The organism is Sulfitobacter geojensis (assembly GCF_000622325.1).
In the GTDB taxonomy this organism is placed as follows: domain Bacteria; phylum Pseudomonadota; class Alphaproteobacteria; order Rhodobacterales; family Rhodobacteraceae; genus Sulfitobacter; species Sulfitobacter geojensis.
In genome coordinates, this window is sequence record NZ_JASE01000005.1 from 1,333,718 (window position 1) to 1,360,244 (window position 26,527).

Sequence of the window (26,527 nt, forward strand, 5' to 3'; positions counted from 1 at the left end):
CGGGGAAGCTCAGGCTGCGTACCGCACTAGGGTCCGGCTTTCGATGCTGCGCCTTACTGTGTTGATGTTTGGGTCTTCGGTCATGTCCAAGGCACTGTGCCCGACAGAAGGTAAGCCGCGGTTGTCGTAGATGTTGAAATAAGCGACCTCATCCGGTGTCATTCTGGAAAGGTACACCCATTCGTGGTTCGGGTTGGCCGCCAATCCCATGATCTGACCGGTGCGGTCAGGATAGATGAGATCAAGCAGGATCCAATCCTGCGCAGCGATGCTTGACGGTCGGATAAACCCAAGAGGCGCGGAATTGATCGGGGCGGCAATGGGACGCCAGACGTTGATAAACGCATGGTGACCAGTGGACCAATCGGTGGCCTTGTCTTTTCCCAAGATGTCGATCAGCCGCTGTTCGGCACCCTGCGGACTGTAATCACTGTGCACATTGCGGGCGGGTTTGCGGCTTGCATCGGGGTCGTCGACGCGAACCGTGTGATCAAACACTACTGTTTCGGCAGCACCGATTTCGACGGCCAGCAGTTGCGCCAGTTCGGCGTCATATGTGTGTTGCCAATTCGACTGCTCGTCAAAGGACCGGATACCGGTGACTGCAGAGGCAAAGCCAACCGAATTTTCCGTGAACGGCAGGGCACCATGATGTTCGCGCACATCGGTGACGTCAACCTGCGTCGGCGCAAGCTCGGGAGATATCAGTTTGCCCTTGATCCCACCTGCATCAATCTCGAACGCCTGTCTTTCAGTTTTGTGAACGTGATAATTTACTGTTGCGCGTCGGGTCATACGAACCTCCTGTCCCTGTGTTGAAAACAGAGATAGAACTTTCGTATGCTATATAAAGCCGCTAATTTCGATTTCAGTATTTCGAAAAGATAGATGATATGGACACGCAAAGCCTTCGCCTTTTTGTACTCGCGAGCGAGACACTGAACATCAGCGCCGCGGGTCGCACCCTAGGCATGGCCCCCGCCGTGGCAAGCACGCGGATCGCCAAACTCGAACGCAGGGTAGGGGCGGACCTTTTGCACAGGTCAACGCGCAAGGTATCCTTGTCCTTGGACGGGCAGGCATTTCTGCCCTACGCACGTGAAATGATTGCGCAGGAAGAAGCCGCACTTGCCGCCCTTGGCAGTGGGCGCACAAAGATCAACGGCACCCTGCGCTTTGCTGCCCCCAGTTCGTTTGCACAGCTTTACATCGCGCCCCTGTTGCCCGCGTTTATGGACAAATATCCCGACCTCAGGTTGGATTTGCATCTGTCCGACTCCCAGTTCGATTTGATCGAAGGCAGCTATGACCTCGCCCTGCGCAATTCGGTTCTGGAAGACAGCACCCTCACCGCGCGCAAACTGGCTGACGATACGCGTATCCTGTGCGCCGCGCCCGCTTATCTCGATCGCTTCGGCGCACCGGTAGAACCCGATGATCTGGGCAAGCATCGCCTGATCGCGTTCAGGGATGCCGAGGCACGAGGGCTGGTCGCGCCGGACGGAACACGCGTGGTTTTCGACCCAAAGCACGCAGCGCACTGTCTGGTCCTCAATGACGGCCTGACCCAGAAACAGCTCACGCTTGATGGTGCCGGCATCTCGATCAACTCCCTTTGGGCTGTGCATAAAGAACTGTCGAGCGGACAGTTGATCCGTGTGCTGCCCAATTTCGAAACCGCAAGCAAACCGGCGCTTTGGCTGATCTACCCGAAAAGCAATGTGGTTTCCGCCAAAGTACGCGTGTTTATGGATTTTCTGATCGAACACATCGGGCGTCGGAACAACTGGTTCACAACCGCGCCAAGCTAGGTGCGTTCTGGCAGCTTTTTGTCAACGGCGCTTCGAAAACGGCGGCCAGCAAGGCCGTACAATGGCAGGCGAAAGCGTTAGCGTTCCTTGATCATCGTGCGGGGGCAGAGCACCTCAAACTCGGGGGTGATATATATCAACCCTTCAAGTGTCGTCGGCCACTGTCCGGCACCTTGGGCATCGTGCAAGACGTCTGCGGGCAGGGACGTTGCGCGGGCAAAGGCGCGTTCGGCGGGGTCGCCGACCTCTTTGATCATCACACGCAGTGCTTGGGCCATTGACAGATCAGCACCGGCAAGTGTGCCATCCGCCAACGTCAGTCGACCGTTTGCGCGCAGTATCTGACGCCCACCCAACGTGAAACTGGTGATATCAGAGCCCGCGCAGGCCATCGCGTCAGTGACAAGAAACACCTCGGCGGGGCCTGTGTTGGCCGCAAGCGCGGCGCGGATCGTGGCGGGATGCACGTGGATCCCATCCGCGATTAAACCGCTGGACGCACCCGGCGTGGCCAGTGTCGCGCCGACCAGTCCCGGTTCGCGGTTTGTCAGCTGGCTCATGGCGTTGAACAGATGGGTGCTGCCACGGGCACCGGCAGCGAAGGCCGCGCAAGCCGTTGCGTAATTCGCATCGCTATGGCCGAGAAACACGATGACGCCGGCGTGGGTCAGCGCACTAATCTGGGCAGGGCTGACGCTTTCGGGGGCGATGGTCACCAAGAGGTTGGGCAGGAGGGCGGCAGCTTCAACCAGCTCTGCGCAATCGGCATCGGACATCGGGCGGATCAATGCGGGATCATGGGCACCTTTGCGCGCCACACTCAGATGCGGGCCTTCTAAATGCAGCCCTAGAATGCCTTGTACGCCATCCGCGATTGCTGTGGTGACGGCCTTGATCGCGGCGGTGGTTTGCGCGGGCGTATCTGTGATCAATGTGGGCAGAAACGCACGGGTGCCAAGGGTCGCGTGGGCCTGCGCGATGATGCGAAGGGTTGATACAACGGGGGCGTCGTTAAACATCACGCCGCCGCCGCCGTTTACCTGAAGATCAACAAAGCCAGGCGTCAGGACGCCGCGTTCGAGCCGCCTTATGGCAGTGCCATCGGGCATGGCAGTACGTTCGATAATGACGGGCTGGCCGTTTTCCACCAGCACAGCGTGATCGTTCAGAAGGCGTACACCGTCAAAAATATCGGCCCCGACAAAAGCCTGCGCCTTGGCGTTGTCGGTCATCAGGGCGCTTGTGCGGCCATTGCGGCCATCGCAAAAGCCCCCTCCAGCGCGGCGCCTTTCGGAGGTTGGATGTTGCCGCAAAGCGCTGCGGGCAGGTAGGGTGCATAATGGGGACCAACGCCACCGGCAAGGGCGAGTATATCGCCCGATTGAAACCCCAGTTTTGTCAGGGCAATTTCAAGATAAACAGCGCCTTCAGCCATCAATGCTTGTCCAAGCGGATCACCGGCAGAGGCCGCCGTGATCAACTCCCGCGCGAATTTCGCGAACTGTGAAGGGGTTGCGGCGCTGCTGAACTGCACAAGTCCCATCAGCCCACCGTTTGCAGCACTAACCGTCCGGCTCAGATCGCTGTGCTCGCGCAGACCGTCTTCGGCAAGAATGATTTCTTCCAACAACCGCCGCCCTAGCCATGCGCCTGATGCCTGATCCGAAAGATTAAAACCCCAACCGCCAACGGTGGTCATTTGCAAATCCTGTTGACGGGCCACAATTGTACCGGTTCCCAAGGCCACGACAAACCCGTCCGCAGTGCCCAATGCGCCGCGCACGGAGGTGGCACGATCCCCCGAAACCGTCACGCGCCCGTAGGGCAAGGCGTTGCTTAAGGCCTGTTCTTCGACTTGCGAATGCGCCCCGGCCACCCCCAGATGCGCCGTGACCTGATCAAGCGGTGTGTTTCCCAAGCCGGCGTGATCAAGGGCTTGCCCGATGGCCGCGGTAAGATTGCTCACTGCGGTTTCAAAATCGTTATGGACATTGCCGGGACCCGCACTTGCCTGTCCAAGAATGCCCTGTTCAACAGTGCCCGCCGCCGCGCGGCAACCGCTGCCGCCGCCATCCGCTGCGACAATTACATTTGGGGTCAAAGTGTTCATGGTTCCCTAATAAACAGCGCCGGCATCAAAGCCTAGTGGTATTGTTCGCCTTAAAGGGAGGCCGCCGCCCGGCTTGCCTGATCGTATTGCCCCGACATTGCCCGCAGACCTGCTGCGATTTCGCGCAGGTCGTCTCCGTCGGTCTCCAGCCGCGACAAGCCGTCCAGAAAACAGCTTTTGCGAATTGCGCGGTATGCCTCGCAAAGTGCGATTCCGGTTTCCGAAGCGCGGTAAAATACTTCTTTACCGCGCTTGTCGGTTTCCAAAAGCTCTGATTTCAAAAGCTTGCGCAATGCGTAGTTGACGGTGTGGGTGTCTTCGATGTTGAGCAGAAAGCAAACGTCGGTCAGCCGCTTTTCACGCCCGCGATGATTGACGTTATGCAAGACAAGGATTTCCAGCGGCGTCAGATCCGCATTGCCCGCAGCCGCCATGCAGCGTGTTGTCCATCTGGTGAAAGCGTTGAAGGCGATGATCATGCCGAATTCGAGTTCGGACGCCTCCCAGCCTTCTCCTTCGGCCAGATGACGGGAGGAAACGATGCGCCGTTCGGGTAATGGTTTTGAAGTGTTGGACATATGGCCTCGCGGTGTAGGGGTCTTGAACGCTAACAATATGCCTGTGAATTGCAAGCGTGTGCTGGGCGTATGAAATGTCACGTTCAATTCTGGATTGGATCAAAGGGGAGGGAGGGCAGGTCCTGATTGTGTTCGCAAAAGGTGAATGCACGAGAAGTCGCTAACGTAGCGTCAGCCCGCGTGTTTTGTGAAATCAATATGTTGTGTCGCGCGTACTTTAATCCGCTATATCCACCCTTCCCGCTATGCGAGAACCTCGTGGCTCCGTATATTCGCAACACCCTGCATTCTGACACAAAAAACAAACTTCCTTGCCGATTCGTTTTTTGTTAACCTCTTGTTAATAAAAAAACTGAGGCAGGTAGTACGAGTAATGAAAACGGGCTTTCGTGGCACGTTTGTCATCAGCTGGTCGCAAACAGAAATCGACGGCCTTGACGCCGCACCGGTGCAATCGCTCACAGTAGGGGCAGCATGGGCGTGGCGCGGGGATGCCATCCGGGTGGATGGGCCGAATGACGTTTTGCGACTGGATCAGGCAGACGGTGCAGAAAAATTAAGAAAAAGAGCAGCGCGGATGGTGCACCGTTTGGTCGGTGCGGCACTTGAGAAAAAGGATGTGCCAACCCTTTCGGATCGCGAAAAAGAAGCGCTTGAGACAACGCCATTAATGGACAACAGCTTTGTCGTGACCGATGGCGGCAAAAGCTACACGGTGACCTTGATTGAGGTCGGCGGCGGCAGCCAGCCCTTGTTGATGTTCATGGACGAGATCCCGCCGCGGGATTGTGACCTTTGGATCGTGCATCACACCTTGGGTTCAACGCCCAATGACTCCGATGGGCAGGGCAGCGGCGGTGTCATTTGCTTTACGCTGGGCACCAAAATTGCGACACCCGAAGGTCTGATCCGTATCGAAGATCTGCGTGAAGGCGATCAGGTCCAGACGAAGGATAACGGTGCGCAGTCTATCCGCTGGATCGGAAGCCGCCGGATGAGTGGCGCGCGCCTGTTTGCCATGCCGAAACTGCGCCCCGTTCGGATCAACGCCGGCGTTTTTGGCGATGGCGAGCCGGATGAGGATCTGATCGTCTCGCCGCAGCACCGGATTTTGGTGAAGGGCGCGGTGGCGCAAGATCTGTTCAACACACCCGAAGTTCTGGTCGCGGCCAAGGATCTGATCAACGGCGATTCGATCACCGTAGATCTCAAATTGCGCGAGGTGACCTATGTACATCTGCTGTTTGACCGCCATCAGGTGATGTGGGCCAATGGCGTCGAAACCGAAAGCTTCCATCCCGCATCTGCAGCTCTTAGCACATTGGATGACGGTGATCGGGCACGCCTGTTGGCAACCCATCCAGAACTTGAGTTCGATCCGCATACCTATGGCAGCTTCGCGCGCCGCAACCTGTCGGCGTCCGAAGCGGCGATTCTGGCCCACGCGGCCTGATTGTTTTCGTCCAAGAAAACGGGGCGGACTTTTACAAAGGTCCGCCGCCTGTCACTCTTCTGTTTGGGACGCAATCAGCGTCTTGATGATCTCTTTCGCACTGTCGCTGTCCCACTCGGCGTCTCCGCGCAAACGGGCGATCTCGCGGCCTTCCGGATCAATTAAAACCGTAATAGGCAAGCCGAATATTCCCATCTGGGACGCGAGCGCCTGTTTCGGGTCCTGATGGCGCGGCAGGCTGTCGATGCCGGCCTCCTCAAAAAACTTGGTAATGCCTGCGGGCGAATTGCGCCCCGTTGCAATGGTCAGCACCTCGAAATGCTCGCCCCCGAATTCTTTTTGCAGGGCGTTCAGCTGCGGCATTTCCTTGCGGCAGGGCGCGCACCAAGTGGCCCAGAAATTCACCAACAGGTATTTTTCGCGGTAATCGGAAAGCGACGCCGTCCCTTCGTCATCAGCCAGAATAAACGCCGCATCCGAAACCGCCTGCGGCGTTTCATGCACCACAAGTTTTTTCATATCGCCCGTGCGCATCAACAAAATGTCGGGGCCCGCTGCCCATGCAGCATTTGCACCTGTCAAAAGGGCCGTATACACGAGGCCGAACACTAGTTTTCTCATTTGTCCCTCCGAGGGTTTTGCCATGACTGATAACAGCTCCAACAAAATGTGGGGCGGCCGCTTTGCCGCTGGTCCCGATGCCATCATGGAGGCAATTAACGCGTCCATCGGCTTTGACAAGCGGATGGCCGCACAGGATATCGCAGGCTCACGGGCCCATGCTGCGATGTTGGCCGCAACAGGTATCATTACCGATAACGATGCTGCCGCAATTCGGGAAGGGCTTCTCACGATCTTGTCAGAGATCGAGGGCGGAACGTTTGAATATTCGACAGCGCTGGAAGACATCCACATGAATGTGGAGGCGCGTTTGAAAGAAGTGATCGGTGAACCGGCAGGGCGGTTGCACACGGGCCGGTCGCGCAATGATCAGGTGGCGACGGATTTCAAACTCTGGGTGCGCGATCAGCTTGACGCATTTGAGGGCGGGCTCATCGCCCTTATTCAAGCGCTTCTTGGACAGGCCGAGGCGGGCGCGGATTGGGTCATGCCGGGGTTTACCCATTTGCAAACCGCCCAACCCGTCACATGGGGCCATCACATGATGGCCTATGTCGAGATGTTCGGCCGTGATCTGTCGCGGGTGCGCGATGCACGGGCGCGGATGAACGAAAGCCCCTTGGGCGCGGCAGCACTTGCGGGCACGTCTTTCCCGATTGACCGTGACATGACGGCCAAGGCCTTGGGCTTTGACCGGCCGGCGGCGAATTCGCTTGATGCCGTGTCTGATCGCGATTTCGCACTGGAGTTTCTGAGCACGGCGAGCATCTGCGCTATGCACCTTAGCCGATTTGCAGAAGAACTGGTGATCTGGTCCTCGGCGCAATTCCGGTTTGTCACCCTGTCGGACCGCTTTTCAACCGGATCCTCGATCATGCCGCAAAAGAAAAACCCCGATGCTGCGGAATTGATCCGTGCCAAGGTGGGGCGGATTTTCGGGGCAAACACCGCATTGATGATGGTGATGAAGGGCCTGCCGCTGGCCTATTCAAAAGATATGCAGGAAGACAAAGAGCAAGTCTTCGACGCCGCCGACAACCTTATGCTGGCCTTGGCCGCGATGGAAGGCATGGTGCGCGACATGACCGGCAACCGGACCGAACTGGCCGCCGCAGCGGGCAGTGGTTTTTCCACAGCGACCGATCTGGCCGATTGGTTGGTGCGTGTCCTTGGCCTGCCATTTCGCGATGCACATCACGTTACGGGTGCATTGGTTGGCATGGCAGAAAAGCAAGGCTGTGATCTGCCCGACCTGACGCTGGCGCAGATGCAAACGGTGCACGACGGCATAAGCGAAGGCGTGTTCGACGTGCTGACCGTTGAGAATTCGGTGAATTCACGGATGTCGTATGGCGGGACCGCCCCCGCGCAGGTACGGGCGCAGGTTGCGCGTTGGCAGGAGCTTTTGGCATGAAGTGGGTTGCGGCATTGATGCTTGGCGCTTTGATCGCGGGCTGTGGTGCGGACGGCGAGCCGGTACAGCCGACACGTCATCACCACAACAATCTGTCCGATACGCGTCAGCAGCACAGCAACTACACCCCCGGCGTTCATGTGTCCGGGCACGTGACGGTCGGTGTCGCAAAGGGGATCTAACATGTCACCACTGCGCATGGTTTACCTGGCCCTTGCTGCATGGGGCGCGGTCCATCCGATGTATTATTTTATCGATTGGTTCCGAGAAAACGGGTTTGACATCATGGGGATGGTCGACGCATGGCACGCCAATGCCGCGGCCAGCGGGTTGGTTTGGGATCTGACAATTGCCGCCATCACCCTGACCGTTTGGATATTGGCCGAGGTGGCCGTGCGGCGCAACTGGCGGGCGTTGATCGCTATTCCGGCGACGTTCTGTATCGGGGTAAGTTGCGGCTTGCCGCTCTATCTATTTCTAAGGACAGCGCCTGTAAAATAGGGCGTAGTCGAGTTTAAGGGCAAGATGAAGCATGGACCATTTTCTGTATCGTGACGGCGCGCTTTACGCTGAAGATGTCGCTGTTGCCGAAATCGCGGCGGCGGTTGGCACACCGTTTTACGTTTATTCGACGGCGACGCTGTTGCGCCATTTTCGTCTGTTTGACGAGGCTTTGGACGGGATGGAGCATCTGGTGTGTTACGCCATGAAAGCAAATTCCAATCAGGCCGTTCTAAAGACACTGGCGCAGGCCGGTGCAGGGATGGATGTCGTATCTGGCGGCGAGTACCGGCGCGCACGTGCGGCTGGTGTCCCGGGGGACAGGATTGTTTTTTCGGGTGTCGGCAAGACCCGTGATGAAATCCGTTTGGCGTTGGAAGGTGGCATCCGCCAGTTCAACGTCGAAAGCGAGCCGGAGATGGTTGTGCTTGACACTGTTGCGCGTGAGTTGGGGGTCGTGGCACCCATCACCATTCGGGTGAACCCGGATGTGGACGCCAAAACCCATGCCAAGATCGCGACCGGAAAATCAGAGAATAAATTCGGTATTCCGATTGCGAAGGCACGCGAGGTCTATGCGATGGCGGCGGCGATGTCCGGCCTCGATGTGATCGGGATCGACGTGCATATCGGATCGCAGCTGACTGATTTGGCCCCCTATGAACTGGCCTATCAAAAAGTCGCGGAGTTGACCGAAACCTTGCGCGCCGACGGGCATAAGATAACGCGTCTGGATCTGGGCGGGGGGCTTGGCATTCCCTATGAGCGGAGCAACGCCGACCCGCCTTTGCCCTCCGATTACGGTGCCTTGGTCAAGCGGACCTTGGGCCATCTGGGATGCGAGATCGAAATTGAACCGGGCCGGTTGATTGCGGGCAATGCCGGCGTGATGGTCAGCGAAGTAATCTATGTCAAAGAAGGCGAGGGGCGGCAGTTTCTGATCCTTGATGGCGCGATGAACGACCTGATCCGTCCTGCCATGTACGAGGCATATCACGATATTATTCCGGTGGTTGAACCTGTTGCCGGAGTGGAGCCGCAGCCAATAGATATCGTCGGCCCGGTTTGCGAATCCGGTGACACCTTTGCCAAGCAGCGCCTTATGCCGCCGCTGGCAGCCGGTGATCTGGTCGCGTTCCGCTCTGCCGGTGCATATGGTGCGGTGATGAGCAGCGAATATAATTCACGCCCGCTGATCCCCGAGGTTTTGGTGCATGGCGATCAATTTGCGGTTATTCGCGCACGTCCGACCTTTGACGAAATGATAAATCGCGATACCATACCTGAATGGCTTTAGGGAAATCCTGCCCTGCGCCATAAGGGAGCCAATGCGATGAGCAGTTTTACCCCCAACGACATGCGGCGCGGTTTGGCGAAACTGCGCTGGCCGCTGCGTCTGACATGGGCCGGTATGTTTGCCGAAGCATTTGTGCGCGCGGTTTGGCCCTTGATGACTGTCGTTTTGCTGGTCCTTGCCGCGTTGATGTTGGGTCTACAAGATTCTGTGCAGCTTGAGGTGGTCTGGGCGATTGCTGTGGCGGCGGTCGGTGCCGCCCTTTGGGCGCTTGTCTATGCGCTGCGCCGGTTTCGGATACCGTCGAAAGCGGCCGCAGTTGAGCGGCTCGATGCCAGCCTGCCGGGGCGGCCGATTCAGGCGATGCTGGATGATGCCGCGATTGGGGGCGAGGACGAGGCATCAATGGCGGTGTGGCGCGCGCATAAGGCGCGCATGGCGGCACGCGCCGCTGCCGCTGATCCGGTGCCTGCGAACCTACGCCTGTCTGACCGCGACCCATACGCGCTGCGGTATGTTGCGGTTCTGGCTTTTGCCGTTGCGGTGCTGTTCGGCTCGGTCTGGCGCGTCGGGTCCGTGGCGGGAATGGCGCCGAGCACCGCGGGGTTGGCCAATGGTCCGGTCTGGGAAGGCTGGGCAGAGCCGCCGCGTTATACGGGGCGGCCGACACTTTATTTGAACGACCTGCCCGAAGGGGCGCTTGATCTGCCCAAGGGCACGCTGATCACTTTGCGGTTTTACGGCGATGTCGGTGCGCTGACGCTGGCGGAAACCGTATCGGGGCGCAAGACCGGTCTGCCTGCGGCCTCTGATCCGGCGCAGGATTTTGCCGTTGTTCAGGAAGGTGCGATTTCGGTCGAGGGACCGGGCGGGCGGACATGGGACGTGACCGTGCGCCCGGATGCACCGCCGCAAATCGAATTGCTGGGCGAGCCGCAAGTGGCAGCTCTGGGCGAAATGCGTCTGCCGTTCGGGGCGAGTGATGACTACGGCGTAGAGGCGGGCGAGGCGCGGGTTATTCTTGATCTGGCGGCGGTTGAACGGCGTTACGGATTGCGCACCGATCCCGACCCGCGCGAACAGATTGTCGTTTCACTGCCCACGCCGATTGCGGGAAATCGTGCAGCTTTCGAGGAAAACCTGATCGAGGATTTTTCCAAACATCCATGGGCGAACCTGCCGGTGAAAGTGACATTGAGCGTTCTTGATGCAGCAGAACAACAGGGTGACACCCCCCCGCAAGATATGATCTTGCCGGGGCGGCGGTTCTTTAACCCTACGGCGGCTGCCCTGATCGAAATGCGCCGCGACCTGCTTTGGGCGACATCGAATGCGCCGCGTGCTGCACAGGTTTTGCGCGCTGTGTCCTATCGTCCCAAGGACGTGTTCAGCGGTGCGACCACGGCACTAAAGCTCAAGCGGGTGATTGAGAAACTGGAGCTGCGCACGCGGTTTGGTCTGGACAATGACATAACGGATGAGCTGGCCGAAGACCTTTGGGGCTTGGCGCTGGAACTGGAAGAAGGCGTGCTTGCCGATGCGCTGGAGCGGTTGCGCCGTGCGCAGGAGCGTCTGCAAGAGGCGATGAAAAACGGAGCCTCGGACGAAGAAATCGCGGAGCTGATGGACGAGCTGCGCCGCGCTACCGAAGAATACATGCAGCAGCTTCAACGCCAGCAGGCGCAGGACGGCCAGCAGGGTGAAGACGGCCAGCAGCAGCAAGGCGAAAACATGCAAATGACGCAGGACGATCTGCAACGCATGATGGACCGCATTCAGGAGCTGATGGAGGAAGGCCGCATGGCGGAAGCGGCCGAAGCGCTGCAACAGCTGCAAGAGATGATGGAAAACATGCGTGTCACCGAAGGCCAACCCGGTCAGGGCGGTAAATCCGAGGGCGAGCAAGCAATGGAGGGGCTCGCCGAGACCTTGAACGAACAGCAAGGGTTGAGCGATCAGGCGTTCCGCGACCTGCAAGAGCACTTCAATCCGAACGCGCAGGCCGGTGAAAACGATGGCAATGAAGGGCGCAATGGCGGCCAGGGGCGCGGGCAAAGCCATGAAGGCCAAAACGGTCAGGGCGAAGGCAACGGCGAGCAACAGGGCCAGACCGGCGAAGGCGGTGAAGAGGGCCCCGGTTTCGGCAAGGGCGAGGAAGGTCTGGCCGAACGGCAACAGGCGCTGCGTGATGAATTGAACCGCCAAAAGGGGCGTCTGCCTGGACAAGGCACACCCGAAGGGGACGCTGCACGTGATGCGCTGGACCGGGCCGGGCGCGCAATGGATGAGGCCGAACAGGCCCTGCGCAACCGCGATCTGGCAGAGGCCATCGACAATCAGGCCCAAGCTATGGAAGCCTTGCGCGAGGGGATGCGGTCATTGGGCGAAGCCATGGCGCAGGAACAACAGAACCAGCAGCCCGGGCAAGGGCAGGCTGAATCAGACCGCCGTGCCGACAACCGTGATCCGCTGGGGCGGGATCAAAGCAACAGCGGCGAAAGCAGTTCAGACGGGCCGCTTAATCTGGGGCAGGGTGATGGCGGAAAACGTGCGCGCGAATTGCTGGACGAGATCCGTCGCAGATCAGGAGAAACCGCGCGCCCTGATGTGGAGCGTGACTATCTGAACCGGTTGCTTGACCGCTTCTAACACCTCTCTGCGCGGTTAGTTGGCAGATTCTGTTGCCACCATGTCCAACCAGCTGAGCAGCGCCGTGATCTGCCCATCCAGCAGCAAGCGCAAATGGTCCACGCCAGCCACATAGTTGGCAAGGATCCCTGCAAGGGCAGGTACCGTCGCTGCGATCTGCTCCGCATAAACGTAAAGCAGCACAAGCAGTGCGAACAGCACCAGCATGCTAAGAAATCCGCGCCTGAAACCACGCGACTGCTTGCGCGCGCCACCGGCACCCAACTCTTCGCGCGTGTCCGGATCGACGCCACTAGGCGTCTGGTCATGGCGCAGGGTTGAATTGATCTCTTCGATATCGGGCAGCAGTTCACGGCGCGATGAAATCGCAGCCGCGGTTGCAGCGGCCTCTGCCACCGGTTCGGCCTCGCCACGCAAACGCGCCATCCGCCGTTTTGCTTCCATCGCACGGCGTTCTTCGCTGTCTTGATCCAACTCGGGCGGAGCGGGTGGTGCGCTGCCCCCGTCCAGCCCCAGATCGGGCTGGCTTTCCAGATTGGTGGACTGGCGTTGTTTGCGGGCCTCGAATTCGGCTTCGGCCTCCTGACGCAAAATATCGGCCACTGCCGGATCTAGCTGTTTGCGCACCGGTTCTTTCGGGCCGGGGGAAACAGGCGGCGGTGGCGGGGAAACTTCCTCGTCCGGTTCGGGCGCATCGACACCCAGCGGTGCCTCGTCTTCCTCAGCGGGCATGTGATCCGGGTGATGCTGAAACCAGGTTTTGCCGCAATTGGAACATTGGACATCCCGACCGACGGTTGGAACAACCTCGTCAGGCACCTCGTATTGGGCGTCACAATTTGGACAGGTCAACCTCATCTGGTGTTCCGCTACTCACTGATAACAATACATATGCACTTTTCACCAGCATATGATCAACAATTCCTTAGTAAAAGCGCTAACTGTTGCCAAAGTCCAGAACGGACGCATTGAATCCCCAGCGGTGCTGAGGCACAACAGGTGCGGATGGCAAGGATACTCATGTGATCGAGCTGGAAAATGTGGCGTACAGCTATGGCGGTGGGGAACTACTGTCTGATATTTCGCTAAAACTTGCGCCCGGATCCTTTCATTTTTTGACGGGTCCATCGGGGGCGGGCAAAACAACTTTGATGCGCTTGTGCTACGGCGCGTTGCTCCCGACGGCAGGACATGTGCGCCTGTTCGGGGCGGATGCCCGTGGGCTAAGCCGCGATGACATTGCGGTGGTGCGCCGACGTGTCGGTGTGGTGCATCAGGACGTGCAGTTTCTCAATCATTTGAATGTGACGGAAAACATCGCGCTCCCCTTGACCGTTTCGGGGCGCCACACCGAAGCGAAAGGCGGTGATCTGGACGAATTGATGTCATGGGTCGGGTTGACCAACCGTGCCGACGCCATGCCGCCGGAATTGTCTGGCGGCGAACGCCAGCGGGCGGCCCTTGCGCGCGCCGTTATCGTTTCGCCGGACGTGGTGCTGGCAGACGAACCGACGGGCAACGTCGATTGGGAAATGTCACAACGCCTGCTGCGGCTGCTGATTGAATTGAACAAAATGGGTAAAACGGTGCTGATTGCCACCCATGACCTCAGCTTGATCCGCGCGACCAAAGCCCATGTTCAAGCGCGCGTGTTGCGCATCGCCAACCGGCGTATTCAACTGGCGGGGGCGGATTTGTGAAGTTTGATCTGGCCACATTGCGCGCGCTTATCGCGGGGGACCATCACGCGGATCGCGTGGTGCCGCCCTCCGGGTTTACCGCGCAGCTGACTGTTTTTGCTGCCGCTGCGATGGCCTTTCTTGCGGTGTTTGCGCTTGCGCTTTCCTTGGCCGCGGGCCGTCTGGCGGAACGCTGGGGCGAAGAACTGGCGCGCTCCGCAACAATCCGCATCGTTGCGCCGCAAGACCAGCGTACTGCGCAAACCGATGCCGCGCTGCGCATTCTGGAAACCACCAAGGGTGTCGCGTCTGCCCGTGCTTTGAGTGACGCTGAACAACAGACCTTGCTGGCCCCGTGGTTCGGCCCTGATCTGGCGCTGGATGCGCTGCCGGTGCCCCGTCTGATCGAGGTGATCGAGGATGGTGACGGTATGGATCCCGCCGGCCTGCGCCTGCGCCTTGCGGCTGAAGTGCCCGGCGCCGTGCTTGATGATCACAGCCGTTGGCGTGCCCCGCTGGTTCAGGCGGCCTCGCGCTTGCGGTTGCTGGGGTGGGTATCGATCATCCTGATCGCGGCCACGGTCGCGGCAATGATCACGCTGGCGGCCAACGCTGCGTTAGCAGCCAATGCGCAGGTGATTGCAGTTCTGCGGCTGGTTGGCGCAACCGATGAATATATTGCGCTGGCCTTCATCCGTCGCTTTACGCTGCGTGCCCTATCGGGTGCCGCTGGGGGCGCTGCACTAGGGATGATCGCGGTTCTGCTGTTGCCATCGGCGTCGGAAACGGGCGGCTTTTTGACGGGTCTCGGGTTCAAGGGCGCGCATTGGCTCTGGCCGATTTGCATTCCAATTCTGGCGGGTCTTGTCGCCTTTGCCGCCACCCGCGCAGCGGCCCGCCGCACATTGAGGGAGCTTGCCTGATGCTACAATGGATCCGATCGTTGGTATACATCCTTCAGGCGACCATCGCCATGCCGGTGATCGGTCTGGTGTTTGCGCCTTGGGCGATGTTTTCGAAAACCGGTGCCTATACGGCCTGCAAAACCTATGCGGCATGGTGCATGTGGTCCGCGCGTTGGCTGATTGGTCTGCGTTGCGAAGTGCGCGGGGAGGTGCCGCAGGGCGAAGTGTTGGTCGCCGCAAAGCACCAGTCCTTTCTGGACATTATGATGATTTTCCACGCTCTGCCACGGGCAAAGTTCATCATGAAACGCGAAATTCTCTGGACGCCTGTGATTGGCCAATACACCAAACGCATGCAGATGATCGCCGTTGACCGGGGCAAGCGCGGCAAAGCCATTTCCAAGATGATGGAAGATGTGAACGCCGGCCGGATCGAACCGGGACAGATCGTCATCTATCCACAAGGCACCCGCGTCGCACCGGGGGCACATGTGGGGTATAAGGTGGGGACGGCGGTTCTTTACGGCCAGCTTGAGCAACCTTGCATTCCGGTGGCAACAAATGCCGGCTATTTCTGGCCACGGCGGGGGCTGTTCCGCAGGCCGGGGTTGGCCGTGGTCGAGTTTTTGCCACCCATTGCGCCGGGCCTGACCAAAGATGCCTTTATGAAGCAGTTGGAACAAACTGTTGAGACGGCCTCGAATGCCTTGCTGCACGAAGGGGGCTGGCGACCGGATGCGTAAGATCCGCGATATCGACGCTCTTGCAGCGTTGTATGGCAAACCCGGTGCACCGGCGCTGCGCAAGGTCGCGACGCAAATGACACCGCTTTATCGCAAGTGGATCATGGCATCGCGGCTTTGTGTGCTTAGCACCGTTGGGCCGCAGGGCACTGACGGTAGTCCTCGCGGCGACGACGGCCCTGTCGTGATGGAAGTGGACGCGCAGACCCTCGCGATGCCCGATTGGCGGGGCAACAACCGGCTGGATTCATTGCGCAATATCGTTGATGACGGGCGCGTGTCCTTGATGTTCATCGTTGCCGGATCGGCCAATGTTGTACGGGTAAACGGGACGGCGTTCCTGACAGATGACGCCGCGCTACGGGCGCGGTTCGACAAAAATGGCCGCCTGCCAGCCACAGTGATCGTCATTGAGATTGCCGAAATTTACACTCAATGCGCGCGTGCCCTGATACGGTCGGGCATTTGGGCCGGCATTGATGAAAGCGGTGATTTGCCCAGTGTCGGAGAGATACTGGCCGAAATGACAAGTGGTGAAGAGGGCGGTGCGCCCTACGATGCCGCTTGGGGGGCGAGAGCGGCCGACACGATGTGGTAAACTGTCGGGGGTGGTAAAATCGGGTGGGCTTGTCGCCCACCCGATCGGGTTACATGTGGATCGGACCGTCGCCACAGGCCAAAGCCGCTTCGCGCACAGCTTCGGAATAGGTCGGGTGGGCATGGCAGGTCATTGCAAGATCCTGGGCTGACGCGCCAAATTCCATCGCGACACAGACCTCGTGGATCAAATCCCCGGCACCCGGTCCGATGATGTGGGCCCCCAGAATGCGATCCGTTTCCTTGTCTGCAAGAATTTTGACAAACCCGTCACCGGCGAAAACGGCCTTGGCGCGCGCATTCCCCATAAAGCTGAACTTGCCGACCTTATAGGCGCGGCCCGCTTCTTTCAGCGTTGCTTCGGTTTCGCCGACGTTCGCAACTTCGGGGTGGGTATAGATCACGCCGGGGATCACGCCGTAGTTTACGTGGCCATGTTTGCCAGCGATCACTTCGGCGACGGCCATGCCTTCGTCTTCGGCTTTATGTGCCAGCATCGGCCCCTCGATTACGTCGCCGATGGCATAGATGCCTTTTGCCGAGGTCTGCCAGTTCTTGTCGACAGCGATTTGGCCCCGCTTGGTCAACTCGACGCCAAGGGCATCAATCCCCAGACCGTCATGCACCGGTTTGCGACCCGTCGCGACCAGTACAACATCCGCGTCCAGCACATGCTCGCTGTCGTCTTTGCGCAGTTTATAATGCACCTTGGCTTTGGTTTTGCTCGCCTCGGTCTTCTGGACGGCGGCACCCATGATGAATTCAAGGCCCTGTTTCTTCAACATCCGCTGAAAGACCTTTTGCACCTCTGGGTCCATACCGGGTGTGACCGCGTCAAGGAATTCAACCACGGTGACTTCGCTGCCCAGACGCGCATAAACGCTGCCCAGTTCCAGCCCGATCACACCGGCACCGATGACGACCAGTTTCTTGGGTACCTTGCCCAGTTCCAGCGCGCCGGTGGAGGTCACAACAACCTTTTCGTCAACTTCGACGCCGGGCAGGGACGAAGGCTCGGAACCGGTTGCGATGATGATGTTCTTGGCCTCGTGAACCTCGTCGCCGACTTTTACTTTGCCTGCTTCGGGGACAGATCCCCACCCTTTCAGCCAGTCGATCTTGTTCTTTTTGAACAGAAATTCGATGCCTTTGGTGTTTGAGTCGACGGTGGATTGCTTGTAGGTCAGCATCTGTTTCCAATCGACGGAAGGGCTTTTGCCCTTAAGGCCCATTTCGGCGAAATTATGTTCCGCTTCGTGCAGCATGTGCGATGCATGCAGCAACGCCTTGGATGGGATACAGCCGACGTTCAGGCAGGTGCCGCCCAATGTCTCGCGGCCCTCGACGCAGGCGGTTTTCAGACCCAGTTGCGCACAGCGGATGGCGGCAACATAGCCGCCGGGGCCGGAGCCGATCACGATGACATCATAGCTGGACATGGGGGTTCTCCTTGGGAGTTAGATGAGCGCTGCAAGCAGCATAAGTGTGGTGGCAAGAAGGCCTGCAACCCAGATATAAGAACGGGTAGGAACAAGCCCCTTCGCATAGGCAGGAATATAGGCAGCGCGGGCAATCAGATAAACCCATGCGCAAAATGCAGTGAAACCGGAATTCTGGCCGGACATCTGAATAACGCCGACTGCGATTGTAAACAGGATTAGGCCCTGAAAGTGATTGTCGAACGCACGGCCGAGACGCGCGGTTTGTTCCGACATCTGGCGGCTGGGATCACGGTCACGGGGTGACATGGTATACCCCATGCCCAGTTCCTTATTCGCCGGCACAGCATATAGCGCGAATTGCACGATCTGCAGGATGGCTGCAAGGGTCAGGACGGTGAGTTCTGGGGTCATCAGATGTCCTTTCGCTGTGAACGCGAACGCAGGGTATCGGACTTTCGTCAAGGGCGGGGAGACCCCCGCCCTACAGTCGATCCGTAGGGCGGAGGTTTCCCCGCCAGTTACGTCACAAATCCATCAACAGGCGGCGTGGATCTTCCAACATCTCCTTGACGCGCACAAGGAAAGTCACAGCCCCTTTGCCGTCAATGATCCGGTGGTCATAGGACAGCGAGATATACATCATGGGGCGGATCACGATTTCACCGCCAATGACCATCGCGCGGTCCTGAATTTTCGCCATGCCAAGGATACCGGACTGTGGCGGGTTCAGGATCGGCGCTGTCATCAATGAGCCGTAAACACCGCCGTTGGAGATGGTGAAGGTGCCGCCGGTCATATCCGCCATGGTCAGCTTGCCGTCACGGGCCTTCTTACCCATGTCGCCAATCGCCTTTTCGATACCGGCAAAAGACATCGTATCCACGTCGCGGATTACCGGCACCACAAGGCCCGTTGGCGTGCCTGCGGCAACACCCATGTGGACGTAGTTCTTGTAGATCACATCGGTACCGTCGATCTCTGCGTTGACCTCGGGAATTTCTTTCAGCGCGTGGCAGCAGGCTTTGGTGAAGAAAGACATGAAGCCCATGCGCACGCCGTGTTTCTTTTCAAAATCGGCCTTGTAGGTGTTCCGGATTGCCATCACCTCGGTCATGTCGACCTCGTTGAAGGTGGTAAGGATCGCGGCGGTGTTTTGGGCTTCTTTCAAACGGCGCGCCATGGTCTGTTTCAGGCGGGTCATTTTCACCCGTTCCTCGCGCGCGGCGTCATCGGCGGCAGAGGGTGCACGTGGTTTTGCAGCGGCCGCTGGGGCAGCGGCAGTCGTGCCCGCCGCGATTGCTTTGGCCACGTCTTCTTTCATCACGCGCCCGTCGCGGCCAGTGCCCGTGACCGCATCGCGGTTGATGCCGGCCTCTGCCATCGCCTTTTTCGCCGACGGCGCATCCTCGACATCCTTGCCCGTACCGGTGCTTGCCGCTGCGGGCGCTGGTGCGTTTTCCTGCGCGGGGGCAGATGCGGCTGCGCCCGCACCGGAGGAAATCACCGCGAGTTTGGCGGATGCCTCGACTGTGCTGCCTTCTTCGGCAAGAATTTCGCTCAGTACGCCAGCCGCCGGTGCCGGCACTTCAACGCTGACCTTGTCGGTTTCCAATTCGCATAGCATCTCGTCCTGCGCGACAGTGTCGCCGACTTTCTTGAACCAGGTGCTCACGGTCGCTTCGGTTACGCTCTCGCCAAGGGTCGGCACCATCACATCAACAGATGCACCACCTTCTTCGCGGGGGGACTGGCTGGCGGTGTCATCGGCTTTGGCGGCCTCTTTCGTTTTGGGGGCGGCATCCGTTCCCGCGTCCCCTTCGGAGATATTAGCCAAAAGCGCGTCAACACCAACTGTTTCCCCCTCGGCGGCAACCACTTCGGACAGGGTGCCGGCAACGGGGCTGGGCACTTCGACGGTTACCTTGTCGGTTTCCAGCTCACAGAGCATTTCATCAACGGCGACGGTATCACCGGGTTTCTTGAACCATGTCGCAACGGTTGCTTCGGTTACGGATTCGCCCAGCGTGGGTACGCGTACTTCGGTCATTTCTTTGATCCTTCAAGTGTCAGCGCCTCGTCGATGAGGGCGGCTTGCTGTGATTTATGCATGCTGGCCAGACCCGTCGCGGGTGACGCAGCAGCGGCGCGACCGGCATAGGTGGGGCGCGATTGTTTGGCGTTGATACGGGTCAGAACCCATTCGATATTCGGTTCGATGAAGGACCATGCGCCCTGGTTCTTGGGCTCTTCCTGACACCAGACCATATCGGCGTTCTTAAACCGCTCCAGTTCCTTGACCGCGGATTGCGCGGGGAAGGGATAGAATTGTTCGAAACGCAGCAGGTAGACATCGTCGATGCCCCGCGCGTCGCGCTCTTCCAGCAGGTCGTAATAGACCTTGCCGGAACACATGACGACGCGCTTGATCTTGTCGTCCGCCACCAGCGTCGTGTCGGAATTACCGTGCTGTGCGTCATCCCACAATACGCGGTGGAACGACGAACCCGTGGTGAATTCATCTGCCGTGCTGACGGCCATCTTGTGACGCAGCAGGGATTTTGGTGTCATCAACATCAAAGGCTTGCGATAGCTGCGGTGCAACTGGCGACGCAGGATGTGGAAGTAGTTTGCAGGTGTGGTGCAATTCGCCACGATCCAGTTGTCGCCGCCGCACATGGTCAGGAACCGCTCCAGACGCGCGCTGGAGTGTTCGGGGCCTTGCCCCTCATATCCATGCGGCATCAGGCAGACGAGGCCGGACATGCGTAGCCATTTGCTTTCGCCGGAACTGATGAACTGGTCGAACATGATTTGCGCGCCGTTGGCGAAATCGCCGAATTGTGCCTCCCAAAGCGTCAGCGCATTGGGTTCGGCCAGAGAGTAGCCGTATTCAAAACCGAGCACCGCATATTCGGACAGCATCGAGTCGATCACTTCGTATTCGGCCTGACCCTCGCGGATGTGATTCAGCGGGTAATAGCGTTCTTCGTTTTCCTGATTGATCAGACCGGAATGGCGTTGGCTGAATGTCCCACGGGTCGAATCCTGACCGGACAGGCGTACTTTGTAGCCTTCGGTAAGCAACGACCCGAAAGCCAATGCTTCTGCCGTGGCCCAGTCAAAGCCCTTGCCGGATTTGAACATCTCGGCTTTGGTGTCCAACAGGCGACCAACGGTTTTGTGCAGCGGGAAACCGTCAGGTGCCGTGGTCAGGGATTTCCCGACCTCGGCAAGGGTTTCCTTTTTGATCGCCGTCTTGCCGCGCTGGTATTTCTTGCCGCGCTTGTCCAGATGTGACCACTTGCCGTCCAGCCAATCCGCCTTGTTTGGGCGGAACTCTTTGCCCGCTTCGAACTCGTCGTTCATCAGTTTCTGGAAATCGGCCTTCATATCCTCGATCTCGCCCTCGGGGACCAACCCGTCTTTGACCAGACGTTCGGCATAGAGGCTGAGGGTGGTTTTGTGGCCTTTGATCTTTTTGTACATCACCGGGTTGGTGAACATCGGCTCGTCGCCTTCGTTGTGACCAAAGCGGCGGTAACAAATAAGGTCGATCACCACGTCCTTGTGGAACTTCTGGCGGAACTCCGTTGCGACGCGGGCCGCATGTACCACGGCTTCGGGATCATCCCCGTTGACGTGGAAAATCGGCGCTTCGACCACCAAAGCGTTGTCAGTGGGATAGGGCGAAGAGCGCGAGAAATGTGGCGCCGTGGTGAAACCGATCTGGTTGTTCACGACGATATGCATAGTGCCGCCGGTCTTGTGACCGCGCAGGCCGGACAGGGCGAAACACTCTGCCACAACACCCTGACCGGCAAAAGCCGCATCGCCGTGCAGAAGGATCGGCATGACTGCAGTCCGGTCGTGATCGCCCAACTGGTCCTGCTTGGCGCGGACCTTGCCGATGACCACAGGGTTCACCGCCTCAAGGTGGGAGGGGTTCGCCGTCAGCGACAGGTGCACCGAATTGTCGTCAAATTCACGGTCGGAAGACGCACCGAGGTGGTATTTCACGTCACCAGACCCATCGACATCTTCGGGTTTAAAGCTACCGCCCTGAAACTCGTTGAAAATCGCCCGGTAAGGTTTTTGCATCACGTTGGCGAGGACCGAAAGGCGGCCCCGGTGTGGCATACCGATGACGATGTCTTTGACGCCCAACTGGCCGCCCCGTTTGATGATCTGCTCCATCGCAGGAACAAGGCTTTCGCCGCCGTCCAGACCAAACCGTTTGGTGCCCATGTATTTAACATGCAGGAACTTTTCGAAACCTTCGGCCTCGACCAGCTTGCTCAGGATCGCTTTACGCCCGTTCTTGGTAAACGCGATTTCCTTGCCATAGCCCTCGATCCGCTCTTTCAGCCAACCGGCTTCTTCGGGGTTGGAGATGTGCATATATTGCAGAGCAAAAGTCCCACAATAGGTGGATTTCACGATGGCAACAATCTGCTTCATCGTGGCCACTTCAAGGCCCAGCACGTTGTCGATAAAGATCGGGCGGTCCATGTCGGCATCGCTAAAGCCGTAGGCCTTGGGATCGAGCTCGGGGTGGTCCCCCATGTCACGCATGTTCAACGGATCAAGGTCGGCCGCCAGATGACCGCGGATCCGGTAGGCACGGATCAGCATCAGCGCGCGGATAGAATCCAGCACCGCTGTCTTGATCTGGTCATCGCTGACCGAAACGCCCTTTTCCGTGGCCTTGGCCTTGATTTTGTCACCGGCGGATTTTGCTTCGGCGGGTTCAGGCCAAATGCCTGTCAGGGCACCCATGGTGTCGCCGGCAGGGGCGGGGGGCCAGTCATTGCGCGCCCAGGACGGACCGGAGGCTTCGGCCTCGACCGCTTTGCGCTCGTCGCCCATGGCCTGAAAAAACACATGCCACGCCTCATCGACCGACGCAGGGTCCGCCGCGTATCGCGCATAGAGCTGTTCCAGATAGGCCGCGTTATCGCCCTCCATAAAAGAGGACGCGTGGAAATGGTCGTTGGCAGGTTGTTCGGTCATTGCGTCACCTTATGGCTGTGCGGGACTTTGATCAGGAGGCGGACACGGGCGGTGGCCCGTAGGTGTTGGTTTCGGGCTGGCTGGGGCGGGTCAGCCACCAGATGTAGAGGATAAAGATCACAAGGCTGGCGATCGCCAGTATGCCGGAAAGGGCCATCGCGCCCATATTCGGCATTTCACCCGCCATCATCGCCTCTTCAGTGGGCATCGCGGGGGCGAGCAGCGTGTTCAGCAGGCTGATGCCAAAGGGGATTGCAATGTACCAGCCCGGACGACCGGTATCTTGCAAGCGGCGAAACCCCGCGGCGAGGCCAGGACAAAGGACCGCAAGTGAAAAGATCATCCCCAGAGGCCACCAAATCAGCTGGGTGATGATGGAGCCGATGATAACCGCAAGGACAAACCACCAATATTCAGAGCGCGAGGCGCGGCCCGAAAATGTGGCGTATTTTTCTGTCAGGCAGGTGCGTACTGCTGTGGGGAAGTTCATTGTCATTTTGCTCTCCCGATTGGTGTGTTTCGGTCGGGCAGGATATCCGCCCGACCAAAGGCCTTTAGCCTTTTTCGATCGCTTCTTTGACCGCTTCACCCAATGTTGCCGGGCTGTCGGCCACCACAATACCTGCGGATTTCATGGCTTCGATCTTGTCTTCGGCACCACCTTTACCGCCTGCAACGATCGCGCCAGCGTGGCCCATGCGACGTCCGGGAGGGGCGGTGCGGCCTGCGATGAAGCCGGCAGTTGGTTTCCAACGGCCCTTTTTCTTTTCATCGGCAAGGAACTGCGCTGCTTCTTCTTCGGCGGACCCGCCGATTTCGCCAATCATGATGATAGACTGGGTTTCGTCATCGGCGAGAAACATTTCCAAAACGTCAATGTGTTCGGTGCCTTTGATCGGGTCGCCGCCGATGCCAACCGCCGAAGATTGGCCGTAGCCTAGATCGGAGGTCTGCTTGACCGCTTCATAGGTCAATGTACCGGAACGCGAGACCACGCCGCAGGAGCCGCGTTTGTGGATGTGACCGGGCATGATGCCGATTTTGCAGGCGTCAGGGGTGATCACGCCGGGGCAGTTCGGGCCGATCAGACGGGATTTGGAACCCTCAAGTGCGCGCTGCACGCGCATCATGTCCAGTACAGGAATACCTTCGGTGATGCAGACGATCAGCGGCATTTCCGCGTCGATCGCTTCAAGGATGGAATCCGCCGCGAAGGGGGGAGGCACGTAAATCACCGAAGCATTCGCTTCGGTCATGTGCATGGCCTCGTGCACGGAGTTGTACACGGGCAGGTCCAGATGCTTTTGGCCGCCTTTGCCGGGGGTCACACCGCCAACCATTTTGGTGCCATATGCGATGGCCTGCTCGGTGTGGAACGTGCCTTGCGAGCCGGTCAGGCCCTGACAGATAACTTTGGTATTTTCGTCTACGAGTACGGCCATTGAGGCGTCTCCTTTGGGTATTGGGTCAATATGTTGCGATGGGCCAGCGCGCGACAGGCTCAGTCGATGATAGGGGTCGAACCGTCATTTACGCTGGACGTATAGTGGTGCCCGCTTGAAGCGTGGCATTTGTGGGTATGGTGATGGCAGCTGACTGCGGGGGCGGTGTTATCGCCCTGCAGCGCGACATAGGTGCCATTTGCAAGGAAGGAACCGCTCGGATGCACGGCTTGCGGGCCGTCACGTACCGTCATTTCGCCGCCACCGCAGGCCGCAAGAAAACCAGCGAGGCCAAGCACAACGCCTGTCCGTGCAAAGGAAAAGCGATTGATACCGGAAAAAGCGTTCATGAGGCGGTCCTTCTGAGATTGTGGATAGGTGTGGCGGAAAGCGGAACGTAAGGAATTGTCATTGCGAGGCCCCCAGCCCAAGCCCGTCATACAGGCGGTCAACGGCCATAAAGGTGCGCGCATCATCGTTACGGGTGCCAATATGGACCACCGCAACACGCCCGCGCAGCAATTTACGCCCTTCGATCAGCGCTGTGCCGTCTTGGGACTGATGGGTGTCAGGCAGGGGGACCTTGCGACCAAACACTGGCGGCGTCTGCATTTGCTTGCGCAACGCGGTAATCGCCCGGGCGGTATGGTTGCCGTCAAACGCGACCTCACAGCGCCGTTCCACCCCTTCGGGTGCCTCGGCTGGGCGCGGTTCAAGGCTGTCGTCCCAGAAGGTCAGATAAAACAGGGCAGCGTCGACGTTCATGTTCTTGCGCGCCTCCGCTTCTGTTTGTCCGGCCTTGAAACACCAGCTGTTGAACACATTGATCGCATGTCGGGCCGGATCAGCCATAGCGTCGCCCGCCGCCCCCAAAAGGGCAGTCAGGCTAAGCGCATGAGCGGCTGTCAGGGCCGAAGGCATCCTTGCGTTCCTTGTTCCGAACCTATCCCTTTACCGCGGCTACGATCTTTTGTGCGCCGTCCTTCAGGTCTTCCGCTGCAATCACATCAAGGCCCGAATTGTTGATAATGTCTTTGCCCTGCTGCACGTTTGTGCCTTCAAGACGGACAACCAGTGGCACTTTCAGGCCGACTTCTTTTACCGCAGCGACAACGCCTTCGGCGATGACGTCACAGCGCATAATGCCGCCGAAGATGTTGACCAGAATGCCTTTGACCTTTGGGTCGGAGGTGATGATCTTGAACGCTTCGGTCACTTTTTCTTTGGTCGCACCGCCGCCTACGTCGAGGAAGTTGGCAGGCTCGGAACCGTAGAGTTTGATGATGTCCATGGTCGCCATGGCCAGACCCGCACCGTTCACCATGCAGCCGATTTCACCGTCAAGCGTGATGTAGTTCAGGTCGTATTTGGACGCCTCAAGCTCTTTGGCGTCTTCTTCGGTTTCGTCGCGCAATTCGTTAATATCGGCGTGGCGATAGATGGCATTGCCGTCAAATGCGACCTTGGCATCCAGTACTTTGAGGTCACCGCTGTCGGAAACGATCAGCGGGTTGATTTCCAGCATCTCCATGTCCTTTTCAAGGAATGCTTTATACAGCAGACCCATCAGGCCGACACATTGCTTGACCTGTTTGCCTTCCAGACCCAATGCAAATGCGATGCGACGGCCGTGGAATGCCTGATAACCGGTAGCCGGATCCACAGAAAAGCTCAGGATCTTGTCCGGCGTGTTCTCTGCGACTTCTTCGATGTCCATGCCACCTTCGGTGGAGCAGACGAACGAAACGCGCGAGGTCTGGCGATCTACCAGCAAAGCGAGGTAAAGTTCGGTTTCAATGCCGGAACCGTCTTCGATGTAGATGCGGTTCACTTGCTTGCCGGCGGGGCCGGTCTGGTGCGTGACCAAGGTACGGCCAAGCATCTTTTTGGCTTCCTCGGCTGCTTCTTCAACCGATTTGGCAAGGCGCACACCGCCTGCTTCGCCTGCATCCGCTTCCTTGAATTTGCCCTTGCCGCGGCCACCTGCGTGGATCTGCGCTTTGACAACCCAAAGCGGGCCGTCCATTTCGCCCGCCGCAGTTTTCGCGTCTTCGGCCTTGAGGACGACGCGGCCATCGGAGACAGGTGCGCCATAGCTGCGCAAGAGGGCTTTCGCCTGATATTCGTGGATGTTCATGAAAAACGGTCCCGTTTTTGTTCAAGTCACAGGCAGGCTCGCCAGTGAGTCTTATGGTTCCTATCCAGCCTTGAGTACTTTTTGTCGCATTGCCAGCAGAAAGCGACATTTGTGATCACACTTGAAAAACGTGTGATCACA

The 26,527-nt window shown here is 58.6% G+C and carries 26 protein-coding genes; 11 read left to right on the plus strand and 15 right to left on the minus strand.

Annotated elements, in window-relative coordinates:
• Positions 1 to 9 precede the first annotated feature (9 nt).
• Positions 10 to 795 carry a CmcJ/NvfI family oxidoreductase gene (locus Z947_RS0108485; protein WP_025043873.1) on the minus strand — a complete coding sequence of 262 codons (786 nt, stop codon included), beginning with the start codon at positions 793 to 795 and terminating at the stop codon, positions 10 to 12.
• A 98-nt stretch (positions 796 to 893) separates the two neighbouring features.
• On the opposite strand from Z947_RS0108485, the gene Z947_RS0108490 reads away from it, so the two are divergent.
• Positions 894 to 1,811, plus strand: coding sequence for a LysR family transcriptional regulator (locus Z947_RS0108490; protein WP_025043874.1), 918 nt, complete (start codon positions 894 to 896; stop codon positions 1,809 to 1,811).
• 77 nt (positions 1,812 to 1,888) lie between these two features.
• Here the strand turns inward: Z947_RS0108490 and nagA are convergent, their stop codons facing one another.
• Genes nagA through Z947_RS0108505 form a run of 3 tightly spaced genes read right to left on the minus strand, consistent with a single transcriptional unit; the run spans position 1,889 to position 4,499 of the window.
• Positions 1,889 to 3,043: an N-acetylglucosamine-6-phosphate deacetylase gene (gene nagA, locus Z947_RS0108495; protein ID WP_025043875.1), complete on the minus strand. Its 1,155-nt coding sequence runs from the start codon at positions 3,041 to 3,043 to the stop codon at positions 1,889 to 1,891.
• Complete coding sequence (locus Z947_RS0108500) at positions 3,043 to 3,921, minus strand: glucosamine kinase nucleotide-binding domain-containing protein (protein ID WP_025043876.1); 879 nt, start codon at positions 3,919 to 3,921, stop codon at positions 3,043 to 3,045. The genes nagA and Z947_RS0108500 overlap by 1 nt, the downstream gene beginning before the upstream one ends.
• A 50-nt stretch (positions 3,922 to 3,971) precedes the next feature.
• Entirely contained in the window at positions 3,972 to 4,499 is a 528-nt protein-coding gene (locus tag Z947_RS0108505) for a winged helix DNA-binding protein (protein WP_025043877.1), read from the minus strand.
• A 373-nt stretch (positions 4,500 to 4,872) separates the two neighbouring features.
• Between Z947_RS0108505 and Z947_RS0108510 the strand changes: the two genes are divergently transcribed.
• Entirely contained in the window at positions 4,873 to 5,952 is a 1,080-nt protein-coding gene (locus Z947_RS0108510; RefSeq protein WP_025043878.1) for a Hint domain-containing protein, read from the plus strand.
• Positions 5,953 to 6,003: 51 nt separating this feature from the next.
• On the opposite strand, the gene Z947_RS0108515 is transcribed toward Z947_RS0108510, so the two are convergent.
• Positions 6,004 to 6,573 carry a TlpA family protein disulfide reductase gene (locus tag Z947_RS0108515; protein ID WP_025043879.1) on the minus strand — a complete coding sequence of 190 codons (570 nt, stop codon included), beginning with the start codon at positions 6,571 to 6,573 and terminating at the stop codon, positions 6,004 to 6,006.
• Positions 6,574 to 6,595: 22 nt separating this feature from the next.
• Between Z947_RS0108515 and argH the strand changes: the two genes are divergently transcribed.
• From argH to Z947_RS0108540, 5 genes are read left to right on the plus strand one after another with little or no spacing between them, the layout of a single operon-like run.
• On the plus strand, positions 6,596 to 7,987 hold the full coding sequence (argH, locus tag Z947_RS0108520; protein WP_025043880.1) for an argininosuccinate lyase: 1,392 nt from the start codon (positions 6,596 to 6,598) through the stop codon (positions 7,985 to 7,987).
• Positions 7,984 to 8,169 (plus strand): hypothetical protein, encoded by a 186-nt coding sequence (locus tag Z947_RS0108525; RefSeq protein WP_025043881.1) that lies wholly within the window; start codon positions 7,984 to 7,986, stop codon positions 8,167 to 8,169. Before argH ends, Z947_RS0108525 begins: the two co-directional genes overlap by 4 nt.
• 1 nt (position 8,170) lies before the next feature.
• Positions 8,171 to 8,488 carry a DUF2834 domain-containing protein gene (locus Z947_RS0108530; protein WP_025043882.1) on the plus strand — a complete coding sequence of 106 codons (318 nt, stop codon included), beginning with the start codon at positions 8,171 to 8,173 and terminating at the stop codon, positions 8,486 to 8,488.
• Positions 8,489 to 8,519: 31 nt separating this feature from the next.
• Complete coding sequence (gene lysA / locus Z947_RS0108535) at positions 8,520 to 9,785, plus strand: diaminopimelate decarboxylase (protein ID WP_025043883.1); 1,266 nt, start codon at positions 8,520 to 8,522, stop codon at positions 9,783 to 9,785.
• 36 nt (positions 9,786 to 9,821) lie between these two features.
• Positions 9,822 to 12,431 carry a TIGR02302 family protein gene (locus tag Z947_RS0108540; RefSeq protein WP_025043884.1) on the plus strand — a complete coding sequence of 870 codons (2,610 nt, stop codon included), beginning with the start codon at positions 9,822 to 9,824 and terminating at the stop codon, positions 12,429 to 12,431.
• 15 nt (positions 12,432 to 12,446) lie between these two features.
• On the opposite strand, the gene Z947_RS0108545 is transcribed toward Z947_RS0108540, so the two are convergent.
• Positions 12,447 to 13,289 carry a zinc-ribbon domain-containing protein gene (locus tag Z947_RS0108545; RefSeq protein ID WP_025043885.1) on the minus strand — a complete coding sequence of 281 codons (843 nt, stop codon included), beginning with the start codon at positions 13,287 to 13,289 and terminating at the stop codon, positions 12,447 to 12,449.
• A gap of 164 nt (positions 13,290 to 13,453) precedes the next feature.
• Between Z947_RS0108545 and Z947_RS0108550 the strand changes: the two genes are divergently transcribed.
• Genes Z947_RS0108550 through Z947_RS0108565 form a run of 4 tightly spaced genes read left to right on the plus strand, consistent with a single transcriptional unit; the run spans position 13,454 to position 16,356 of the window.
• On the plus strand, positions 13,454 to 14,131 hold the full coding sequence (locus Z947_RS0108550) for a cell division ATP-binding protein FtsE (RefSeq protein ID WP_025043886.1): 678 nt from the start codon (positions 13,454 to 13,456) through the stop codon (positions 14,129 to 14,131).
• Positions 14,128 to 15,033, plus strand: a complete 906-nt coding sequence (locus tag Z947_RS0108555; protein WP_025043887.1) for a cell division protein FtsX — start codon at positions 14,128 to 14,130, stop codon at positions 15,031 to 15,033. The genes Z947_RS0108550 and Z947_RS0108555 overlap by 4 nt, the downstream gene beginning before the upstream one ends.
• On the plus strand, positions 15,033 to 15,758 hold the full coding sequence (locus Z947_RS0108560; RefSeq protein WP_025043888.1) for a lysophospholipid acyltransferase family protein: 726 nt from the start codon (positions 15,033 to 15,035) through the stop codon (positions 15,756 to 15,758). The genes Z947_RS0108555 and Z947_RS0108560 overlap by 1 nt, the downstream gene beginning before the upstream one ends.
• Complete coding sequence (locus Z947_RS0108565; protein WP_025043889.1) at positions 15,751 to 16,356, plus strand: pyridoxamine 5'-phosphate oxidase family protein; 606 nt, start codon at positions 15,751 to 15,753, stop codon at positions 16,354 to 16,356. Before Z947_RS0108560 ends, Z947_RS0108565 begins: the two co-directional genes overlap by 8 nt.
• A 49-nt stretch (positions 16,357 to 16,405) precedes the next feature.
• On the opposite strand, the gene lpdA is transcribed toward Z947_RS0108565, so the two are convergent.
• The 9 genes from lpdA to sucC form a co-directional block, all read right to left on the minus strand.
• A complete protein-coding gene (gene lpdA / locus Z947_RS0108570; RefSeq protein ID WP_025043890.1) occupies positions 16,406 to 17,794 on the minus strand; it encodes a dihydrolipoyl dehydrogenase in 1,389 nt (462 codons plus the stop codon).
• Positions 17,795 to 17,812: 18 nt separating this feature from the next.
• Positions 17,813 to 18,208: an MAPEG family protein gene (locus Z947_RS0108575; protein ID WP_025043891.1), complete on the minus strand. Its 396-nt coding sequence runs from the start codon at positions 18,206 to 18,208 to the stop codon at positions 17,813 to 17,815.
• Between the two features lie 112 nt (positions 18,209 to 18,320).
• On the minus strand, positions 18,321 to 19,844 hold the full coding sequence (gene odhB, locus Z947_RS0108580) for a 2-oxoglutarate dehydrogenase complex dihydrolipoyllysine-residue succinyltransferase (RefSeq protein WP_025043892.1): 1,524 nt from the start codon (positions 19,842 to 19,844) through the stop codon (positions 18,321 to 18,323).
• Positions 19,841 to 22,807, minus strand: coding sequence for a 2-oxoglutarate dehydrogenase E1 component (locus Z947_RS0108585; RefSeq protein ID WP_025043893.1), 2,967 nt, complete (start codon positions 22,805 to 22,807; stop codon positions 19,841 to 19,843). The genes odhB and Z947_RS0108585 overlap by 4 nt, the downstream gene beginning before the upstream one ends.
• Before the next feature lie 31 nt (positions 22,808 to 22,838).
• On the minus strand, positions 22,839 to 23,303 hold the full coding sequence (locus Z947_RS0108590; protein ID WP_240477528.1) for a DUF805 domain-containing protein: 465 nt from the start codon (positions 23,301 to 23,303) through the stop codon (positions 22,839 to 22,841).
• A gap of 58 nt (positions 23,304 to 23,361) precedes the next feature.
• Positions 23,362 to 24,249 carry a succinate--CoA ligase subunit alpha gene (gene sucD, locus Z947_RS0108595; protein ID WP_025043895.1) on the minus strand — a complete coding sequence of 296 codons (888 nt, stop codon included), beginning with the start codon at positions 24,247 to 24,249 and terminating at the stop codon, positions 23,362 to 23,364.
• 59 nt (positions 24,250 to 24,308) lie between these two features.
• Entirely contained in the window at positions 24,309 to 24,599 is a 291-nt protein-coding gene (locus Z947_RS0108600) for a hypothetical protein (protein ID WP_025043896.1), read from the minus strand.
• Between the two features lie 58 nt (positions 24,600 to 24,657).
• On the minus strand, positions 24,658 to 25,170 hold the full coding sequence (locus tag Z947_RS0108605) for a hypothetical protein (RefSeq protein WP_025043897.1): 513 nt from the start codon (positions 25,168 to 25,170) through the stop codon (positions 24,658 to 24,660).
• Between the two features lie 22 nt (positions 25,171 to 25,192).
• Positions 25,193 to 26,386, minus strand: coding sequence for an ADP-forming succinate--CoA ligase subunit beta (gene sucC, locus Z947_RS0108610; RefSeq protein WP_025043898.1), 1,194 nt, complete (start codon positions 26,384 to 26,386; stop codon positions 25,193 to 25,195).
• Between the last annotated feature and the right edge of the window lie 141 nt (positions 26,387 to 26,527).